General features: G+C 44.1%; 13 protein-coding genes. 6 read left to right on the top strand and 7 right to left on the bottom strand.

Annotated features, from left to right (window positions below):
* Positions 1-191 precede the first annotated feature (191 nt).
* From HGO97_RS06490 to HGO97_RS06475, 4 genes are all read right to left on the bottom strand, one after another.
* Positions 192-1,109, bottom strand: a complete 918-nt coding sequence (locus tag HGO97_RS06490; protein ID WP_216240467.1) for a tyrosine-type recombinase/integrase — start codon at positions 1,107-1,109, stop codon at positions 192-194.
* Between the two features lie 304 nt (positions 1,110-1,413).
* Positions 1,414-2,262, bottom strand: a complete 849-nt coding sequence (locus HGO97_RS06485) for a YitT family protein (protein WP_216240465.1) — start codon at positions 2,260-2,262, stop codon at positions 1,414-1,416.
* Between the two features lie 141 nt (positions 2,263-2,403).
* Complete coding sequence (locus tag HGO97_RS06480; protein WP_216240463.1) at positions 2,404-3,156, bottom strand: tRNA threonylcarbamoyladenosine dehydratase; 753 nt, start codon at positions 3,154-3,156, stop codon at positions 2,404-2,406.
* 88 nt (positions 3,157-3,244) lie between these two features.
* Positions 3,245-3,976: a polysaccharide deacetylase family protein gene (locus HGO97_RS06475; RefSeq protein WP_287845439.1), complete on the bottom strand. Its 732-nt coding sequence runs from the start codon at positions 3,974-3,976 to the stop codon at positions 3,245-3,247.
* 192 nt (positions 3,977-4,168) lie between these two features.
* On the opposite strand from HGO97_RS06475, the gene HGO97_RS06470 reads away from it, so the two are divergent.
* Positions 4,169-5,575: an MATE family efflux transporter gene (locus tag HGO97_RS06470; protein ID WP_216240461.1), complete on the top strand. Its 1,407-nt coding sequence runs from the start codon at positions 4,169-4,171 to the stop codon at positions 5,573-5,575.
* A gap of 234 nt (positions 5,576-5,809) precedes the next feature.
* Positions 5,810-8,467 carry an FtsX-like permease family protein gene (locus tag HGO97_RS06465; protein ID WP_216240460.1) on the top strand — a complete coding sequence of 886 codons (2,658 nt, stop codon included), beginning with the start codon at positions 5,810-5,812 and terminating at the stop codon, positions 8,465-8,467.
* Between the two features lie 109 nt (positions 8,468-8,576).
* Here the strand turns inward: HGO97_RS06465 and HGO97_RS06460 are convergent, their stop codons facing one another.
* Positions 8,577-9,410 (bottom strand): AraC family transcriptional regulator, encoded by an 834-nt coding sequence (locus HGO97_RS06460; protein ID WP_216240457.1) that lies wholly within the window; start codon positions 9,408-9,410, stop codon positions 8,577-8,579.
* A gap of 278 nt (positions 9,411-9,688) precedes the next feature.
* Here HGO97_RS06460 and HGO97_RS06455 point away from each other — a divergent pair, with 278 nt between their 5' ends.
* From HGO97_RS06455 to galT, 3 genes are read left to right on the top strand one after another with little or no spacing between them, the layout of a single operon-like run.
* Positions 9,689-10,858 (top strand): galactokinase, encoded by a 1,170-nt coding sequence (locus HGO97_RS06455; protein WP_216240456.1) that lies wholly within the window; start codon positions 9,689-9,691, stop codon positions 10,856-10,858.
* Positions 10,859-10,909: 51 nt separating this feature from the next.
* Positions 10,910-11,908: a UDP-glucose 4-epimerase GalE gene (galE, locus tag HGO97_RS06450; protein WP_216240455.1), complete on the top strand. Its 999-nt coding sequence runs from the start codon at positions 10,910-10,912 to the stop codon at positions 11,906-11,908.
* 3 nt (positions 11,909-11,911) lie between these two features.
* A complete protein-coding gene (galT, locus tag HGO97_RS06445; RefSeq protein ID WP_216240454.1) occupies positions 11,912-13,402 on the top strand; it encodes a UDP-glucose--hexose-1-phosphate uridylyltransferase in 1,491 nt (496 codons plus the stop codon).
* Between the two features lie 135 nt (positions 13,403-13,537).
* On the opposite strand, the gene HGO97_RS06440 is transcribed toward galT, so the two are convergent.
* Positions 13,538-14,173 (bottom strand): flavin reductase family protein, encoded by a 636-nt coding sequence (locus tag HGO97_RS06440; protein ID WP_216240453.1) that lies wholly within the window; start codon positions 14,171-14,173, stop codon positions 13,538-13,540.
* Positions 14,174-14,205: 32 nt separating this feature from the next.
* Complete coding sequence (locus HGO97_RS06435; protein ID WP_216240452.1) at positions 14,206-15,858, bottom strand: putative manganese-dependent inorganic diphosphatase; 1,653 nt, start codon at positions 15,856-15,858, stop codon at positions 14,206-14,208.
* 216 nt (positions 15,859-16,074) lie between these two features.
* On the opposite strand from HGO97_RS06435, the gene HGO97_RS06430 reads away from it, so the two are divergent.
* On the top strand, positions 16,075-16,770 hold the full coding sequence (locus HGO97_RS06430; RefSeq protein ID WP_216240451.1) for a S1 RNA-binding domain-containing protein: 696 nt from the start codon (positions 16,075-16,077) through the stop codon (positions 16,768-16,770).
* Positions 16,771-16,874: the final 104 nt, after the last annotated feature.

The raw sequence follows: 16,874 nt of genomic DNA, 5'->3' as shown, positions 1-16,874 counted from the left end.
AATCCCCCCTGTACATAACTCGAGAAAACTTATCACCACATGAAAATCTTACCATATTCTACACCATTCAGCAACCAAAACACCCTTAATTTTCCTTTTTATTTTTCCTCCTAAACCATACACCAAATTATGGTATCAAAACAAGACCGCCCATAAAGCCGGTCTTTCTCATATGATTGCTCCCTCTAATCCTAAGCAGCACTTATAATTTTCATATGATTCCTTGGATGCATACTTCGCAATATCTCTGCCTGTCGTTTTGCTGCCACGTGAATATATATCTGCGTTGTTTTGATAGAACTATGTCCAAGTATCTGTTGTACACAACTGATATCCACACCCTCCTCGATCAAGTAAGTAGCAAAGGAATGTCGGAACATGTGTGGAGTAATATTTCTGTCAATACCAGCCAGGCGTGTATACTTTCTCAACATAAGCCGAATAGACTGTTCCGTGAACCGATACCCCCGCCGGTTTACAAAGAAGAATCCGCTCTGCCTAATTGCCCCCTTATTAGCATGGTAATACTTTTTCAACAGTCTCAGGATTGAATTTTCTCCAATCTGAACATATCGCTCTTTTCCCCCTTTCCCCATGAATCTTATCGTACCAGAAACCAAATCAACACAGTCTATACTGATATTTGAAATTTCATACACCCTTGCTCCTGTCGCAAATAACATTTCAATAACGGCCAAGTCCCGAAGCCAGCATATATGTTTCTCCTCATTTTCCATAATTGGATGGGTATATATATAATTTAATAGCTGTTCGATCTCATTTCTCGGAATGATTCGTGGAAGTATAATACTCTCTTTAAATTTCATTCGTATTTTTCGAAAAGGATTTTCCTCAACAATCTCCTCTTCTTCTAGGTAATTATAAAATGCCTTCACACTTGCCAATTTACGTTTTACCGTTTTTTGCTTATACTTTTTATGTAAATCTATGATATATTCCTCCAAAATTTCTTTTTCCGGTTCACTCTGATTCAAAAAAGAAAAGTACTGTCTTAAATCTATCCTGTATGCCTTTAAGGTCTTTTCATCTAAGAGTTTCCTATATTCACAATATTCCAAATATCCCTTTACTTTTTCCTGCATATTCATGCCCTCGTCCTCCATATATTAATTTTCATTTTGTTCAGTTTATCACAAATTTGAAGGTAAAACACTTACGAATCATTCTCATCCCCCTTCGTTTTATTACGAATTTTGTTTAATTACATCCCCATTACTCAAAATTCAATTGGCAAAACACCCACTTATCCATACCGAAACAGAATACATGGGAAAATTTCAATATCTACTCTAATCAGAAGCGCACAAAAAAAGCACGCAAGCCCCTTTCTCTTTACGTGCTTTCTATAAACTTATTTTTCAAACCTATGATGAACAACTCACATCTTACTTTCTATTTCCCATTCCACTGTCCAATCACTTCATTCACAGTAGAAACCGTAACGAATACTTGTTTCTGGTTCGTGTGCAGATAGTTCAATAAAATCTTATATTCCTGCTGTGTCAGAATCGTGATTAATTCTATACGTTTCTTATTATCATAAGCTCCATAAGCCTCATAAAGAGTGACGCCACGGTTCAGCTCCTTCATGATATATTCCTGGATTTCCTGGTAATCATCAGAAAGGATGCAGACTCTTTTCCGCTTATTAAAGCCGTCGATAAAATAGTCCACAGCGATTCCGTTCGCATAAGTACCCAAGATACTGACAATAAATGTAGCAAAATCATATACCAAAAGAGAGGTTGCAGCGGTCACCATCCCCGCAGCCGTCACGGCTTTTCCGATCTCCATATGGGTGAACTTGTTAATGATCTTCGCTACGATATCAATTCCGCCGGAAGAAGCATTTACATGGAACAGAAGAGCCTGTCCCAGTGCTACGATCAAAATATAAGTGATCAGATCATACACCGGATTGCCTGTCACAGACTTGGTCACAGGAATAATCCTCTCATAGATCCATAGAAATACAGGCAGAAGCATCGATGTATAGACGGTCTTTGCACCAAACTCCTTACCAATAAATATAAAACCTATGACTAAGAGTACTACATTTAATATAAATGTAATGACAGAAAGTTGAATCCCGGTAAGCTGGGATATGACCAGACCCAGACCGGAAATACTTCCCACAACGATCTTACTTGGGACCATGAAGAAGTACACTGCTGCAGCGACCAACATCATTCCAAACGTAATAATGAAAAACTCACGGATTGCATTCTTCTTTGAGTTCATTTTTAAATTCTCCTCTTCTTGACATTTTACCTTATTCTTTTTTTACTCCTTAGTCCGTACCGCATTCTCCTGTGGTTCCCCTTCCACAGCTCAACGGTGCATCTTTTATAATTATACTACAAGACTACTTACTTTGCACTTCTATCTTTCAGTGATTTCCTCTTCATCCGCCGCAATCTCCCGAATCACTTCCCCCGCAATCAGAAGCCCTGCGACTGGCGGTACGAAAGAGATACTGCCCGGGATGCTGCGTCTCTGGCCCTTATCCTCTCCTGTCTCTCTTCCAGACGTATCGGTTGGCTTTTCTTTAGAGTAGAGCACCTTTAAATGAAAGATTCCCCTGCTTTTCAGTTCCTTCCTCATCACCTTGCACAATGGACAGACGCTTGTCTTAGAGAGGTCTGTGATTTCAAACAGCTCCGGGTGAAGCTTGTTCCCTGTCCCCATACTGCTGATGATTGGAATCTCCTCTCTTTGTGCCAGTTCCACCAAAGCCAGCTTTGCTGTGACGGTATCAATGGCATCGATGATATAATCTGGTTTTTCATCCCCCATCCTTCCCTCGAACAGTGTTTCCAGATTGTCCGGCAGGACAAACATCTCATATGTCTCGACCTGTATCTTTGGATTGATATCTTGAATCCTGGCCGCCATCACCTTCGTTTTATACTGGCCTAATGTACTATGGTAGGCAATGGACTGACGGTTGATATTGGTCAGTGAGACGGTGTCATTATCGACCAGGATCAGTTTCCCCACTCCGCTCCTGGCGAGCGCCTCGATACAGTGCGAACCGACGCCGCCCACACCAAATACCATGACCGTTGCTTTATGAAGCCGTTCCATCCCCGTTCTTCCTATTAATAATTCTGTTCTTGAATATTCATTTAGCATATCATCACCTTTCTCCTATATCAATCGTGTTTCTGTTTAGTGTTTCTGTTTCGTTTTTCTGGACACCCTGGTACATAAAAAGTTTTCACTAATCCAGCATCAATTCATCCACCGTCACAAATTCATAGCCTTCGGCAGTAAGCTGGTCAATAATCTTCAAAGCCGCCTTCACGGAGCTGTCATAACAGTCATGCAACAGAATGATATCATTTTCTTCTGCTTCCGTCACTACTTTATTTACAATTTCCTCGACATTTTCTGTCGCCCAGTCAAGCGGATCGATGCTCCACATCACAGGAAGCACATGGATTTTTTGCTCCAATTCCTTCTGCCAAAGTCCGAAGGGCGGCCTCATGAACTGCACCTCTTCCCCGGTGATACTGCTGATCAGTTCATTCGTCATCGTAATCTCCTTGTATGCTTCATCATTGCTCACCTTCGTAATTTCAACATGGTGGTATGTATGATTCCCGATCAGATGTCCTTCCTCATACATCCTCTTTACGATTTCCTTGTTCTGATCCTTTTCTATATTCTGCCCGATCAGGAAAAAAGTAGCCTTCACGCCTCTTTCTTTTAACCCGTCTAAAAGCTTTGACGTATAAACAGTGCTCGGTCCATCATCAAATGTAATCGCAATCTTTGGTTTTTCCACCATGTTTTCTGCCACATATGCGATTGCATTCGGGCTTAACACTTCCTGATTTTCTGATTCCATTGTATTCTCCGTAAAAAATGCCGGATAGATCATCCCTAACAAAAGTAAAACATAGACCAGACCCATCCCCTGCATCATTCTTTTTAAACGCAATCTGTCCACGACCTTTATTCTGCTTCCTTTATATATATGCTTTCTCTCCTCAATTTATGGATGCTTTCGCACGAATCATTTTCTCATCAAGAGTACGGACTCATGCTGGACATGATGGGCCTTTGACATATTTTTCTTACACAAAACGTAGATTTGTGTTATAATGACCTCTGTGTCACATTCAGAGGAGGAATATTTTACATGGAAAAAACGATACAAAAAGAAAATAAAATGGGCGTCATGCCCGTTCCGAAACTATTAATCACAATGTCCCTGCCGATGATTATTTCGATGCTTGTGCAGGCTCTTTATAACGTTGTAGATAGTGTCTTTGTTGCTCAGATCAATGAGGCGGCCCTGACTGCTGTTTCCCTGGCATTCCCGGTGCAGAACCTGATGATAGCCATTTCTGCTGGAACCGGTGTTGGAATCAACGCGCTATTGTCCCGCAACTTAGGCGAGAAAAAATTTGATGAAGCCAACGCTGTTGCAAGAAACGGTCTGTTCCTTGGAATGCTCAGTTATGTTGTGATGGCCCTGCTCGGTCTGTTCGGCTCCCACCTTTTCTTTACCGTTCAGACAGAAGACCCGGTGATTATCCGTTATGGTACACAGTATATGCTGATCATCACAGTTGCATCCATTGGAATCTTCATGCAGATCACATTTGAACGTCTGATGCAGTCTACAGGAAAGACCATCTACAATATGATCACACAGGGAACCGGCGCGGTAATCAATATCGTACTTGACCCGATCCTGATTTTTGGCCTTTTTGGACTTCCAAGAATGGAGGTCGCAGGTGCGGCCCTTGCCACCGTCATCGGGCAGCTTGTAGCTGTTACAATGTCATTATACTTTAACTGTAAGAAGAATACAGAGCTGAATATTAATATGAAAGGATTCCGCCCAAACAAAATCATCATTGCCAATATCTATAAAGTCGGCGTTCCTTCTATTATTATGCAGTCCATCGGTTCTATCATGGTGTTTGGTATGAATAAGATCCTCATGATCTTCTCTTCCACTGCCACAGCAGTTTTTGGTGTATATTTCAAGCTCCAGAGCTTTATCTTCATGCCGATCTTCGGTCTGAATAACGGCATGATTCCGATTGTTGCTTATAATTACGGTGCCAGAGATAAGAAAAGAATCATGAAAACGATTGATTTAAGTGTACTGATCGCTATCGGTATCATGATTATTGGTCTTGGTATCTTCCAGTTTTTCCCGGCACAGCTCTTAAAACTTTTTGATGCATCCGAACATATGCTGGAGATCGGAGTACCGGCTCTTCGTATCATCAGCCTGAGTTTTATCTTTGCTGGGTACTGTATTATCGTGGGAAGTGTCTTCCAGGCACTTGGAAATGGAGTTTATAGCCTGATTGTCTCTGTAGCAAGACAGTTATTCGTGATTCTTCCGGTCGCCTATATTTTTGCAGAATTATTCGGACTGCATATGGTGTGGTGGTCCATCCCGATTGCAGAAATAGTTTCTGTGGTGCTTTCCTCGCTGTTGTTCAAGCGAATCAAGCGTCAGAAGATCACACCATTAGAAATCGAATCAAAATCCGGTTCCTCAACTGCAAAAAGCGCAGCAGAATAAAATGGAAGCAGAATCGTGCTTTATCATCCACGATTCTGCTTCTATTTTATTTTAGCCGTCCTTTCTATTCCTTTCAGAACGAATCCCCGTTTCTTTCTGGAACTGGTCGTGATTACTATATTACGCAACTTTATTCACGCCGAAAAAAACAGCATTCACACATTAGTCATTGTATAAAATGTAAAATTGGAATAAGATAGGAGTTATAAAAGGGAATGCTAGGAGAGAGAATTTATGAATACGGAAAAAATCACAAACCGGTTTAAAAAACAGTTTAAAAACACAAAGCGGACGGCAGGGCTTTTTGAGGCTGTAATTGGTCTTATTATTTCCTGTCTGGTGCTGTTCGCCAAATGGTTCACCTATAAAGGAAGCGCTTATACCATTCTGGGATTTTATGCCACGGTCCGCCAGTATGGAGGTATCTCTGCTTTTTCACAGGCTTTTGAGACTGCCGAGGAGGTTGCCGCTACAGGAAGCAGTATTGTACCGGCCTATCTTTTTTTGCTCATGCCTCTTTTACTGACCGTAATACTTGTCATACGGTCTATTTTACTGCTGGCAAGAAAGAAGGCTGATATCCTAACGACGGTTTCCTATTGGGTCGGATTTCTCTACCTGATATCTGTGTTTTTCAATTCCTATACCGTCCGCCCGGCACTGACGATTTCTATGATACTGATGGTGGCAGATTATTTCGGAACCCGTATGATCCTCGAAGGGGATGAAATGAACCGGCAGGCACGGGAACTGAAACGAAAAGAGGAACAGGCACGGCTGGACAAGCTTCGACGTATGCGTTTCCCCGGACATTATTCCAAGGATTTCTATACGGTTATATTTGCGAATTTCAGAAGCAACCTAAAGGGGTATCTTCTGTTTATTTTTGCAGCCTCTGTTTCAGTTGCATTCCTGTATATCATGATCGGTGCGCTGTCCTTAGTTCTGTCCATTGACACTGGGCAGGATGTCATGAAGTATTCTGGAGTCATGAGTATTTTTTCAGAAGTCATCCTGATTGTTCTATTTTTATCCATTATGCTTTTGGTGCTCATCATCTCCAATTATATCAAGACGCGTATGAAAAACTATGGAATCTTTATCAGCCTGGGCATCCGAAAAAAAACCTTAGAACTCATCATCGCTCTTGAATTCCTCACCTGCATCGTTGTTTCTCTGGCTGCAGGGCTTCTGCTCGGCAATCTGGGGCTTCCAGTGATGAAGTATTTCTTCCTGCACAGTATGGGGATACAGACATCCATTTCGGCTGAATATAGGCTGATCACATTGATCACCGCAATCATATTCCTGCTCATGACAGGATTGTCCACACTGATCAATTATCATATATTTGAAAACGTGGATATCACAACGTCTTCTTTTAAGGCAGTTAAAAAGGAACCTCTTCCGTATCATCTCCTGATTCCGGGACTGCTGTACGGAATTTACTGCATACAATCCGGTATCCGCTCCTATCTCTATGGTTCCTGGATGGAGGGGATGTCAAAGCTGGCCACGATGCTGCTTGGGTTCTTATTCCTTTTGTATTGTGGAGGCAGCAAGCTATTGAAGCACTTTATGAAGAAAAAGGATCTGTATCTGAAACACCTTTTTCAGATTCTGCCCTGGAAATACCATTTTAAGACGAATGCAAAGTATCTGTTCCTTTTATTCACCATCCAGATCTTTGCACTTTCTATCTATCTGCCGCGCCTGGCTTCCTGTCTGACGGCAGATGCAGAAGGGCAGCTTTACCCTTACGATTTTGTGTGCATGGCCCATGAGGAGGATGAGACATTTTTCCAGAATCTAAAAGCAGAGAATGAGGTGGAGATGGTGTCTTACCCGATGGTTCGCATCAATACCCTGCTGGCGGCGCCTCTGACATACAGTACCATCATACATACCGGTTATGACGGCGTCGTATCACCTCAGGGACAGCACATCGGAATTTCGGAGACTACCTATCAGAAATTAAAAGCAGTCGTCGCTCCCCATGACAAGAGTACCCCGAATCTGAAGGGGAACGAAATCCATGTTGTATTTCAGCAGGATACTTCGCAGCGGGCACGCCTTCTGGACTGGTACACCTATTTCATGGAGGACTTAAGCAACGATCCCCGTCTGCACGCCGGCGTCCGGGCCGGATATGACATGGAGACCCGAGATACGATCTACCCGCCGTACCCTGTGAAAAGCCAGGAAAAGCTGAGCCTGACCGGCATGTTCCAGCAGGGTGACCAGGAGGATATTGTAGTTTTCTCAGATGAATACTTTGAAGAGCTCAGGCAGTCCGTTTTGGATCAGCTTGAGGAAGAACCGACACCGACTCAGTTGATTACACTCCAGGCAGCGAAGGGAAGCTATCAGAATGTTTCCGACAGCTTAAAGATATTCGCCGAAAAAAATGTGATGGATACGTACGCCCAGCCTTCTGTTTACCCCTATTACGAAAAGACCGAAGAGCTGACTGCCGCCGAAGGGGACCGTTTCTTCAAAGAAATCGCATTCTCTATCACAGCATGTATCTTGCTGCTCAGCAGTCTGTTCATCTTCTACTTGAAATACAGTCTGGAGATTGAGGAGATGAGACGCAGGAACCAGCTTCTTGAGGCGGTCGGTATGAACAATAAAGACAGAGTCAAGCTTCTTTGCAGTGAGATGTCCGTCCACTCCTGGTGGGCCTTCCTTGGCGCAGCAGCAGTCTCGTTGATTTTCTGTATCGCTATGCCTGTCATGAGGCACTTTAAGGCGAACGAAATCGGAATTTTCGCCTTGACTCTGCTGATCATCATCGCCGTATATACTTTATTATACGGACTGGGAATTCATTTTCTGACCCGGGGGTTCATTCGGAAGATCGAGGATATGACAATCCGCCCCGGTGAATAAAAGAAAACATTCCAGAATCTAACACAAGCAGTATAGAGACTGCCTCTAATCAGCATACAGGATATATGCGCTGATCGGAGGCAGTTTTTTGTGCGCCTGTTTGTTATTTTCATGCAGGTGTCCCCTTATACTCAGACGGGCTCATCCCCATTAGCTTCTTGAATGCTTTTGAAAAATAAAGGTTATTCTCAAATCCTACGGAATAAGCGACCGTAGAGACGGAAAGATTTGTTTCTTTCAAAAGACGACATGCCTGCTTGATGCGGAAATTACTTAGGTATTCCTTGGGAGACTGCTGCTGATAGGTCTGAAAAGAACGGTATAAATGACTGCGGCTGATTCCCACATAGGCCGCCACATCTTCGACCGTAATTGGATAAGAATAGCTGGTCGAGATATAATTCTTAGCTTTTTCTACATAGGTAAGCTGGATATCCCTGGTCGACCCCTTTTGTGAAGCATAATGCATAAATGTAGACAGCAGTGTATACAGTGCTCCTGTCATCGCCACTGATGCCTCATGGCTATTGCCCTTCACCTCATAAATACGACTGAGCTGGCTCCTTAAGATTCGTTTCGGTGGGCCGCCGTTCTTGATAAAGGGCTTCTCCGGCGTAAAATCTGTGGATCGAATGATCGTTGCCGCGTCTGTTCCCATAAAGCCTACCCAGGCATACTCCCAGGGCTTTTCTGTATCTGCATAGTATTTCACCTCGGTATCAGGATAGAGAATAAAGGTGTCTCCAGCCGATAATCTGTGAGTCTCCCCATTGACACTGTAATATCCTATCCCGGAAATAATATGGTGAATGCAATAATGGTTCCGTATACCAGGCCCCCACTGGTAGCCCGGTCCGCACTTCTGATGTCCCACATTGTAGACAGACAGGGAAGTCAAAAGACTTTCCCCGACTTTATATGAATATTTGTAAGTCCCTTCCAACTTCCAATTCTCCTTTCCCGTATTCCTATGCCCGCATAAAACAGGTATGTCAAAGCGGATTCTAATTCCGCTTCGTTACTTCCTCATAATCTCATCGCAGCGAATACAGCTTATTCGTATGCTTTTTTATTATATCTTCTCATCACTTTCTATGCAACATAATTACATATCTTTGCACGGATTTTTTATATACAATCCCCCCTCCTTCAGCTATAATGAAGACATAACAAAGAACGAATTTGTGACCAAAAGAATAGAGATGAAAGCGAGGATTTCGTATGAGAAAAAAATTATCTGCAAAATTCACAGAACTGTTTGGAAGCGCTGAGGGCGCAGGATTCTACTTTTCACCCGGACGTGTGAATCTGATCGGTGAACACACAGATTATAACGGAGGCCATGTTTTCCCTTGTGCTCTCACACTCGGCACTTACGGCATGGCTAGAAAACGTTCTGACAGAAAGATGCACTTTTATTCCATGAATCTGAACAGCTTTGGAGTCGTCGAGGCTTCCTTGGACGATCTGACTAATAAAGACGCTTTCGGCTGGGCAAACTATCCTCTTGGTGTTGTCTGGGCATTTGCTGAAAAAGGGGTAAAACTGGACAGCGGATTTGATATGGTGATCTGGGGGAATATCCCGAATGGTTCAGGACTCTCCTCTTCTGCTTCCCTGGAAGTGCTCACCGGTGTCATCCTGACAGATCTATTTGGAATCGATCAGTTCAGTATGATCGACCTGGCCTTGATCGGACAGTATTCTGAGAATCATTTCAACGGCTGCAACTGCGGTATCATGGACCAGTTCGCCGTAGCAATGGGCAAGAAAGATCATGCTATCTTCCTTGACACTGCGACCCTAAATTACGAATATGCACCAGTTGTACTGGAAGACGCAAAAATCATCATCACAAACAGCAAGGTAAAGCACAGTCTGGTAGACTCAAAGTATAATGAACGCCGTCAGGAATGTTCCGATGCACTGGCTGCCCTTCAAAAAGAACTGGATATCAATTCTCTGGGAGACCTGGATATGGACACCTTTGAGAAGTTCAAGGAAGTCATTCCAAATCCTGTACAGGTGAGACGTGCAAAACATGCAGTCGCTGAAAATCAGCGTACGATCGAGGCAGTAAAATCTTTAAAGGAAGGCAATATTGTACGTTTTGGCGAGCTGATGAACCAGTCCCACATTTCCCTGCGCGATGACTATGAGGTATCCTGTGAGGAAATCGATGTGCTAGTTGACCTGGCATGGAAGGTGCCTGGTGTGATCGGCTCCAGAATCACCGGAGGCGGTTTCGGCGGATGCACTGTCAGCATTGTAAAAAATGATGCAGTAGGCACATTCATCGATTGCATCGGAAAAGCCTATAAAGAGAAGGTCGGACACGAAGCTGAATTCTATACGGTAGACATCGGCGGCGGAGCGTCTAAACTCGACTAATTACGGTAACAGCAGCAAGTAGATCATAGATTTTAAAAGGAGGCAGTCCATATGGCAATTTTAGTATTAGGTGGAGCCGGATACATCGGTTCACACACAGTTTATGAACTCATTGATAAAGGAGCAGATGTCGTTGTTGTCGATAATCTGGAGACCGGACACATCGAGGCAGTACATCCAAAGGCACGCTTTTATAAAGGGGATATCCGCAGCCGCGGATTCATTGATTCTGTATTTGAAAACGAAGAAATCCATGCGGTCATTCATTTTGCAGCAAACTCTCTGGTAGGGGAGAGCATGGTCGATCCTCTGAAATACTATGACAATAATGTCTATGGCACAAAGGTCCTTCTGGAATCTATGATTGCGCATGATGTGAAGAAGATCGTCTTTTCTTCCACCGCTGCGACCTACGGCGAGCCAGAGAATATCCCGATTTTGGAGGATGATAAGACTTGCCCGACCAATGCCTACGGCGAGACCAAGCTTGCGATGGAAAAGATGATGAAATGGACCGATATTGCTCACGGCCTGAAATATGTGGCATTGCGTTATTTCAATGCCTGCGGTGCACATGAAAGCGGCTGTATCGGAGAGGCACACAGCCCAGAGACACATCTGATTCCGCTGATTCTCCAGGTACCGCTTGGACAGCGCGAATTCATCAGCATTTTCGGGGATGATTATGATACAAAGGACGGCACTTGCATCCGTGACTATATCCACGTGACCGATTTGGCACAGGCACATATCCTGGCCGTAAAATACCTGTTGGACGGCGGCGAAAGCAACACCTTTAACCTGGGCAACGGCGTGGGCTTTACTGTTAAAGAAGTTATCGAGACTGCAAAGAAGGCGACCGGGCTCGATATTGCCCAAAGAATCACTCCGAGACGTGCCGGAGACCCTGCAAGGCTGATTGCTTCCAGCGATAAGGCAAAAGAGGTTCTCGGTTGGAATCCGCAGCATGCAGATTTGGAGGAGATCATTTCTTCCGCATGGAAGTGGCACAGCACTCATCCTCATGGATTCAAGAAGCAGGAGGCGTAGATCATGTTAAATGAAGCAATTAAGAAACTGGTGCAATATGGGATTGATTCCGGCCTAACACCGGAAAGTGAGCGGATCTATACAACCAATCTGCTGTTGGATCTATTTCACGAGGATGAGTTTGTAGATGTGGACTGTGATTTGACACAGCTTCACCTGGAATCCATCTTAAAGGAGCTGCTGGATGAGGCTTGCAGCCGCGGTATCATTGAAGACAGCATTGTATACCGCGATCTGTTCGATACCAAGCTCATGAACTGTCTGATGCCGCGCCCATCCCAGGTACAGGCTGAATTTTGGAAGCGTTATAAAGTTTCACCAAAGGATGCCACAGATTATTACTATAAACTGAGCCAGGACAGCGATTATATCCGTAGATATCGTGTATGCAAGGATATGAAATGGACCGTGGATACAGATTACGGGACACTGGACATTACGATCAACCTGTCTAAACCGGAAAAAGATCCGAAGGCAATTGCTGCTGCCAGAAATGCAAAAGCATCCTCTTATCCAAAATGTCTTTTATGTGTGGAGAATGAGGGATATGCCGGACGTACTAACCATCCGGCCAGAGAGAATCACAGAATCATTCCGATCACCGTCAATGACAGTGCCTGGGGATTCCAGTACTCTCCATACGTTTACTACAATGAGCACTGTATCGTCTTAAATGGCGAGCACGTGCCGATGAAGATTGAAAAGAATACCTTCCGCAAGCTGTTCGATTTTGTAAAATTATTCCCGCACTATTTCCTTGGCTCCAATGCGGATCTTCCGATTGTGGGTGGCTCTATCTTAAGTCACGACCACTTCCAGGGAGGAAATTATACCTTTGCTATGGCGAAGGCTCCGATGACAGAGACCTTTACGGTGCAAGGATATGAAGATGTCACTGCTGGAATCGTAAAATGGCCGCTTTCTGTGATTCGTCTCCAGGGGAAGGATGAAAACAGGCTTATCGAACTTGCTGACTATATTCTTACCGCTTGGCGCGGCTATACGGACGAGGATGCATTTATCTATGCTAATACCGATGGACAGCCGCATAATACCATCACACCGATTGCAAGGATGCATGGCGATCTGTATGAACTCGACCTGACTCTGCGCAATAATATCACGACTGTGGAACATCCGCTTGGCGTATATCATCCGCATGCAGAACTGCACCATATCAAGAAAGAAAATATTGGTCTGATTGAAGTCATGGGGCTTGCTGTACTGCCGTCAAGATTGAAGGATGAAATGGAACTTCTAAAGACATACATACTGGAAAAGAAAGATATCCGAAGCAATGAAGCCTTAGAAAAACACGCTGACTGGGTAGATGGATTCCTGCCAGAGCATCCGGAATTGAATGCGGATAATGTGGAGGATATCTTAAAACTTGAGATTGGAAAAGTATTCTGCCAGGTACTGGAAGATGCTGGAGTGTATAAGTGTGATGAAGAAGGACGGGAAGCATTCAGACGCTTCATCTCCACCCTCTGATTCGCCAGAACCGAGCAAGGAGGATGCCCCTAAGGGCCCATGGCGTTTCAAAGGGCATCCTCCTTGCTCGGCCCTGGCTGGGCTTCATAAGAGCGGTTGGAAGGGCTCTCTTTTGTGAAGCGAATCCTAGCTTCATTATTTTCTGCTCTTTTTGCTTACGTTGTTCTTTGGCTTTTTTTCTAAGACTTTCTTCGACTTCTTTGACGGCTTCTTTTTGACGCTATATCCGAAGGTTCCGAGTTTTTTACCTAATCCCAGATATTCTCCGTGTGAATATGCCAGCAGGCCGGTTTTATTCAGCTCGAACTTGTTCTGGGCGTTCATGTATGTATCGTCGACTTGTACTGCCGTTACTTCGGCGAGGAACATATGGTGGCTGCCGAGTTCTTTGACTTCGACTACTTTGCATTCGATGCTGACCGGACACTCTTCTATGATTGGGGCATATTTTAGTGTCTCTGCTTTCTTTGGAGTCAGCCTTGCCTCTTTCCATTTGTCTACGTCTTTTCCAGAACGGACACCGCAGTAATCGGTTGCCCTTGCTAGTTTTTCTGTAGTCAGATTAATTACAAATTCTTTGGAGTCACGGATAATGTCATAGGAATACCGTTCCGGGCGGACGGATATATAGACCATCGCCGGATTGGTGCATATTGTCCCGGTCCATGCGATCGTCAGAATGTTCGTCCTGCCAGAACTGTCACCTACACTTACCATGACGGCCGGCAGAGGGTAAAGCATATTTCCTGGTTTCCATGTCTGTCTGCTCATATCTCTTCTCTTTTCTATGTGAAATTCTTATCCTACTGCTGCAATGCTGCTACCAGTGTAGGAACTAGCTGCTTCTTCCTGGATACAACACCCTTTAGTAACAAGTCTTCTGTATCTTCCCGCAGATCGTATGCGGAGATCACCTTGGATCTTGCATCCATTCCACAGCAAAGGAGTTCGGAGGATTCGGTAACAATGTTGGTCAGCATGAAGAAGATCATATCCAGCCTGTGAGACTTTCTTGCCTTTTCCATATGCGGAAGGACAGTGGACTTGATCTCCTTGAGTTCCTCCCTGCTCATTGCATTTACTTGTCCTACACCGATGACAGTCTCGTTCACTGTAAACTGTTTGAAGTCCAGGAAAATAATCTCCTCCGGGCTCTTGCCCTTCAAGTTGCTGCCCGCATTGAACATTTCCAGAGCAAGCTCTTCAATATTAATATCCGCGATCTCGGCCAGTTTCCTTGCAGACGCCTCATCCAGCGGTGTGCAGGTCGGGGAACGGAACATCAAGGTATCGGAAATGATTGCGGAGCACAGTAAGGCCGCTGTCTCTGGGTCCACCTCCACACATTCCTCCTGGTACATCTGATAAATAATCGTGGCAGTACATCCCACCGGTTGATTCCTGAAAAATACAGGCCCCATAGTCTCAATACTGCTTAATCTGTGATGGTCAATGATTTCCAGTACGTCAGCCTCCTCGATTCCATCGACCGCCTGGTTCTTTTCATTATGGTCTACCAGAATTACCTGCTTTTTCCTGCTGTTGAGCAATCTGCGCCTGGAGATAAAGCCTAAAAAGTTCCCCTTATTGTCCACGATCGGGAAATCACGGAAACGTTTGTGCGCCATGACATCTTTAACATCATCCACATAATCACGCATTTTAAATGTGACCAGACCATCCTTTGTCATAAAATGTCTGACTGGAATGCTCTGATTGATCTGTCTGGCAACCGTAAAGGTATCATGCGGTGTGCTGATGATGACAATCTCCTTCTCTCTCGCCTGATCGATAATATCGTCGCTGATCTCGGCTCCCTGGCAAATGACCATACATGCAACATTCAAATCGACAGCACACTGCTGTGCTTCTTTTCGATTCCCCAGAATGACCAGATCATCTTTCTCAACGAAATCTGATAGAAGATCACGGCTGGATGCAGCTACACATACCTTTCCTTTCAACAGATAACTGTGGTCATTCCCAATCACGACTCTGCCCCCAATGGTCGTGGCTATATTACGATACTGTGTCCTGGCAGTGGACAAAATGGTACTATCATATACATCCATATAAGAAGTCGCGATGTCTCCGATGGTAATCAATCCTTCCAGCTTCCCATCTCTAGTGACCGGAAGAGTCTTGATATTCAATTCTTTCATTCTTGCCCAGGCCGTCTTGATGGAGACACTCCCGTTCAGACCGTCTATTTTCCTTAGATCCACATCCTTCACCTGTACTCTGAGGTCTGAAAGAAGTGCGGGCACCTTAACGCCAAAGCGCTCTAATACATACTGTGTCTCCTCATTGAGCTGCCCTGCCCTGCGGGGGGTATACTCCTCCTTCGTCAGTCTGCTCTTTAGCCTGGCATAAGCAATGGCAGAACAGATGGAATCTGTATCCGGGTTCTTGTGTCCCACTACATAAACTTTTCTTTTATTTACTCCATTATCCATTTTATATCACCCTTTATTTTACATTCATTTATTAGTAGCTTGCCATTTTTTCAGGAATTCGTCAACCCAATTTTCAAGATTGGTTGTTTTTTATGTGAAACATATGATATACTAGACACATACCGTTTTGCGGCCTGGATAGCACACTTTTGAAGTATATCCATGTGGCTGCTGTGTGGTTACACGCGAATTAATAAGATAAGTTGAGGTGCTACGATGAGTGAAGAAATGAGAACAGAAGAATTACAGACAAATGAAGGACCTGTTGAAACAATGGCTGATTATGAGGAACATTTTGATGATGCCAATCCATGGAACCGGGTTCTTGACTACATGGAGAAGAAGACCATCCTTCCTGTTAAAGTAGAAGGGATCGTAAACGGCGGCGCTATCGCCATGGTAGAAGGCTTACGCGGATTCATCCCTGCATCCAAGCTTTCTCTTTCATATATTGAGGATCTGGAGACATATTTGTTAAAGGATATCGAGGTACGTGTCATTGATGTTGATCAGGCCAACAACCGCCTTGTATTATCCGCCCGCGAGATTTTAAAAGAAAAAGAGCAGAAAGCACGTGCAGAACAGATTGCAAGCATTAAGACTGGTACTGTTATGGAAGGAACTGTTGAGACCCTCCAGAACTACGGTGCATTTGTGAAGTTAGAGAACGGATTGTCCGGTCTGGTACACATTTCACAGATTTCACAGAAGAGAATCAAGACTCCAGGTGAAGTGCTTAAAGTCGGTGATACGGTTAAGGTAAAGGTCATCGGTATCAAAGATGGCAAGATCAGCCTGAGCATGAAGGCTTTAGAAGAAGTTCAGGAAGAAGTGGAAGAAAAGGTCGAGATTCCAAAGAGTGAGAATATCGGAACAAGCCTTGGAGATCTCTTCAAGAATATTCAACTGTAAAACGATTGAATTGATAAGATTTAACGCGGAAAACAGAAGCAGTCAGTCTATATAGCTGGCTGCTTTTTCCTGTTCTAAAACAAACTAGCGGAAAAATGGAATCA

Origin of the sequence: Faecalicatena faecalis (assembly GCF_012524165.2) — a bacterium.
GTDB classification, from domain to species: Bacteria; Bacillota; Clostridia; order Lachnospirales; family Lachnospiraceae; genus Faecalicatena_A; species Faecalicatena_A faecalis.
The sequence above is the reverse complement of the archived record's forward strand: the minus strand, read 5'-3'. Positions and strand labels throughout refer to the sequence as shown.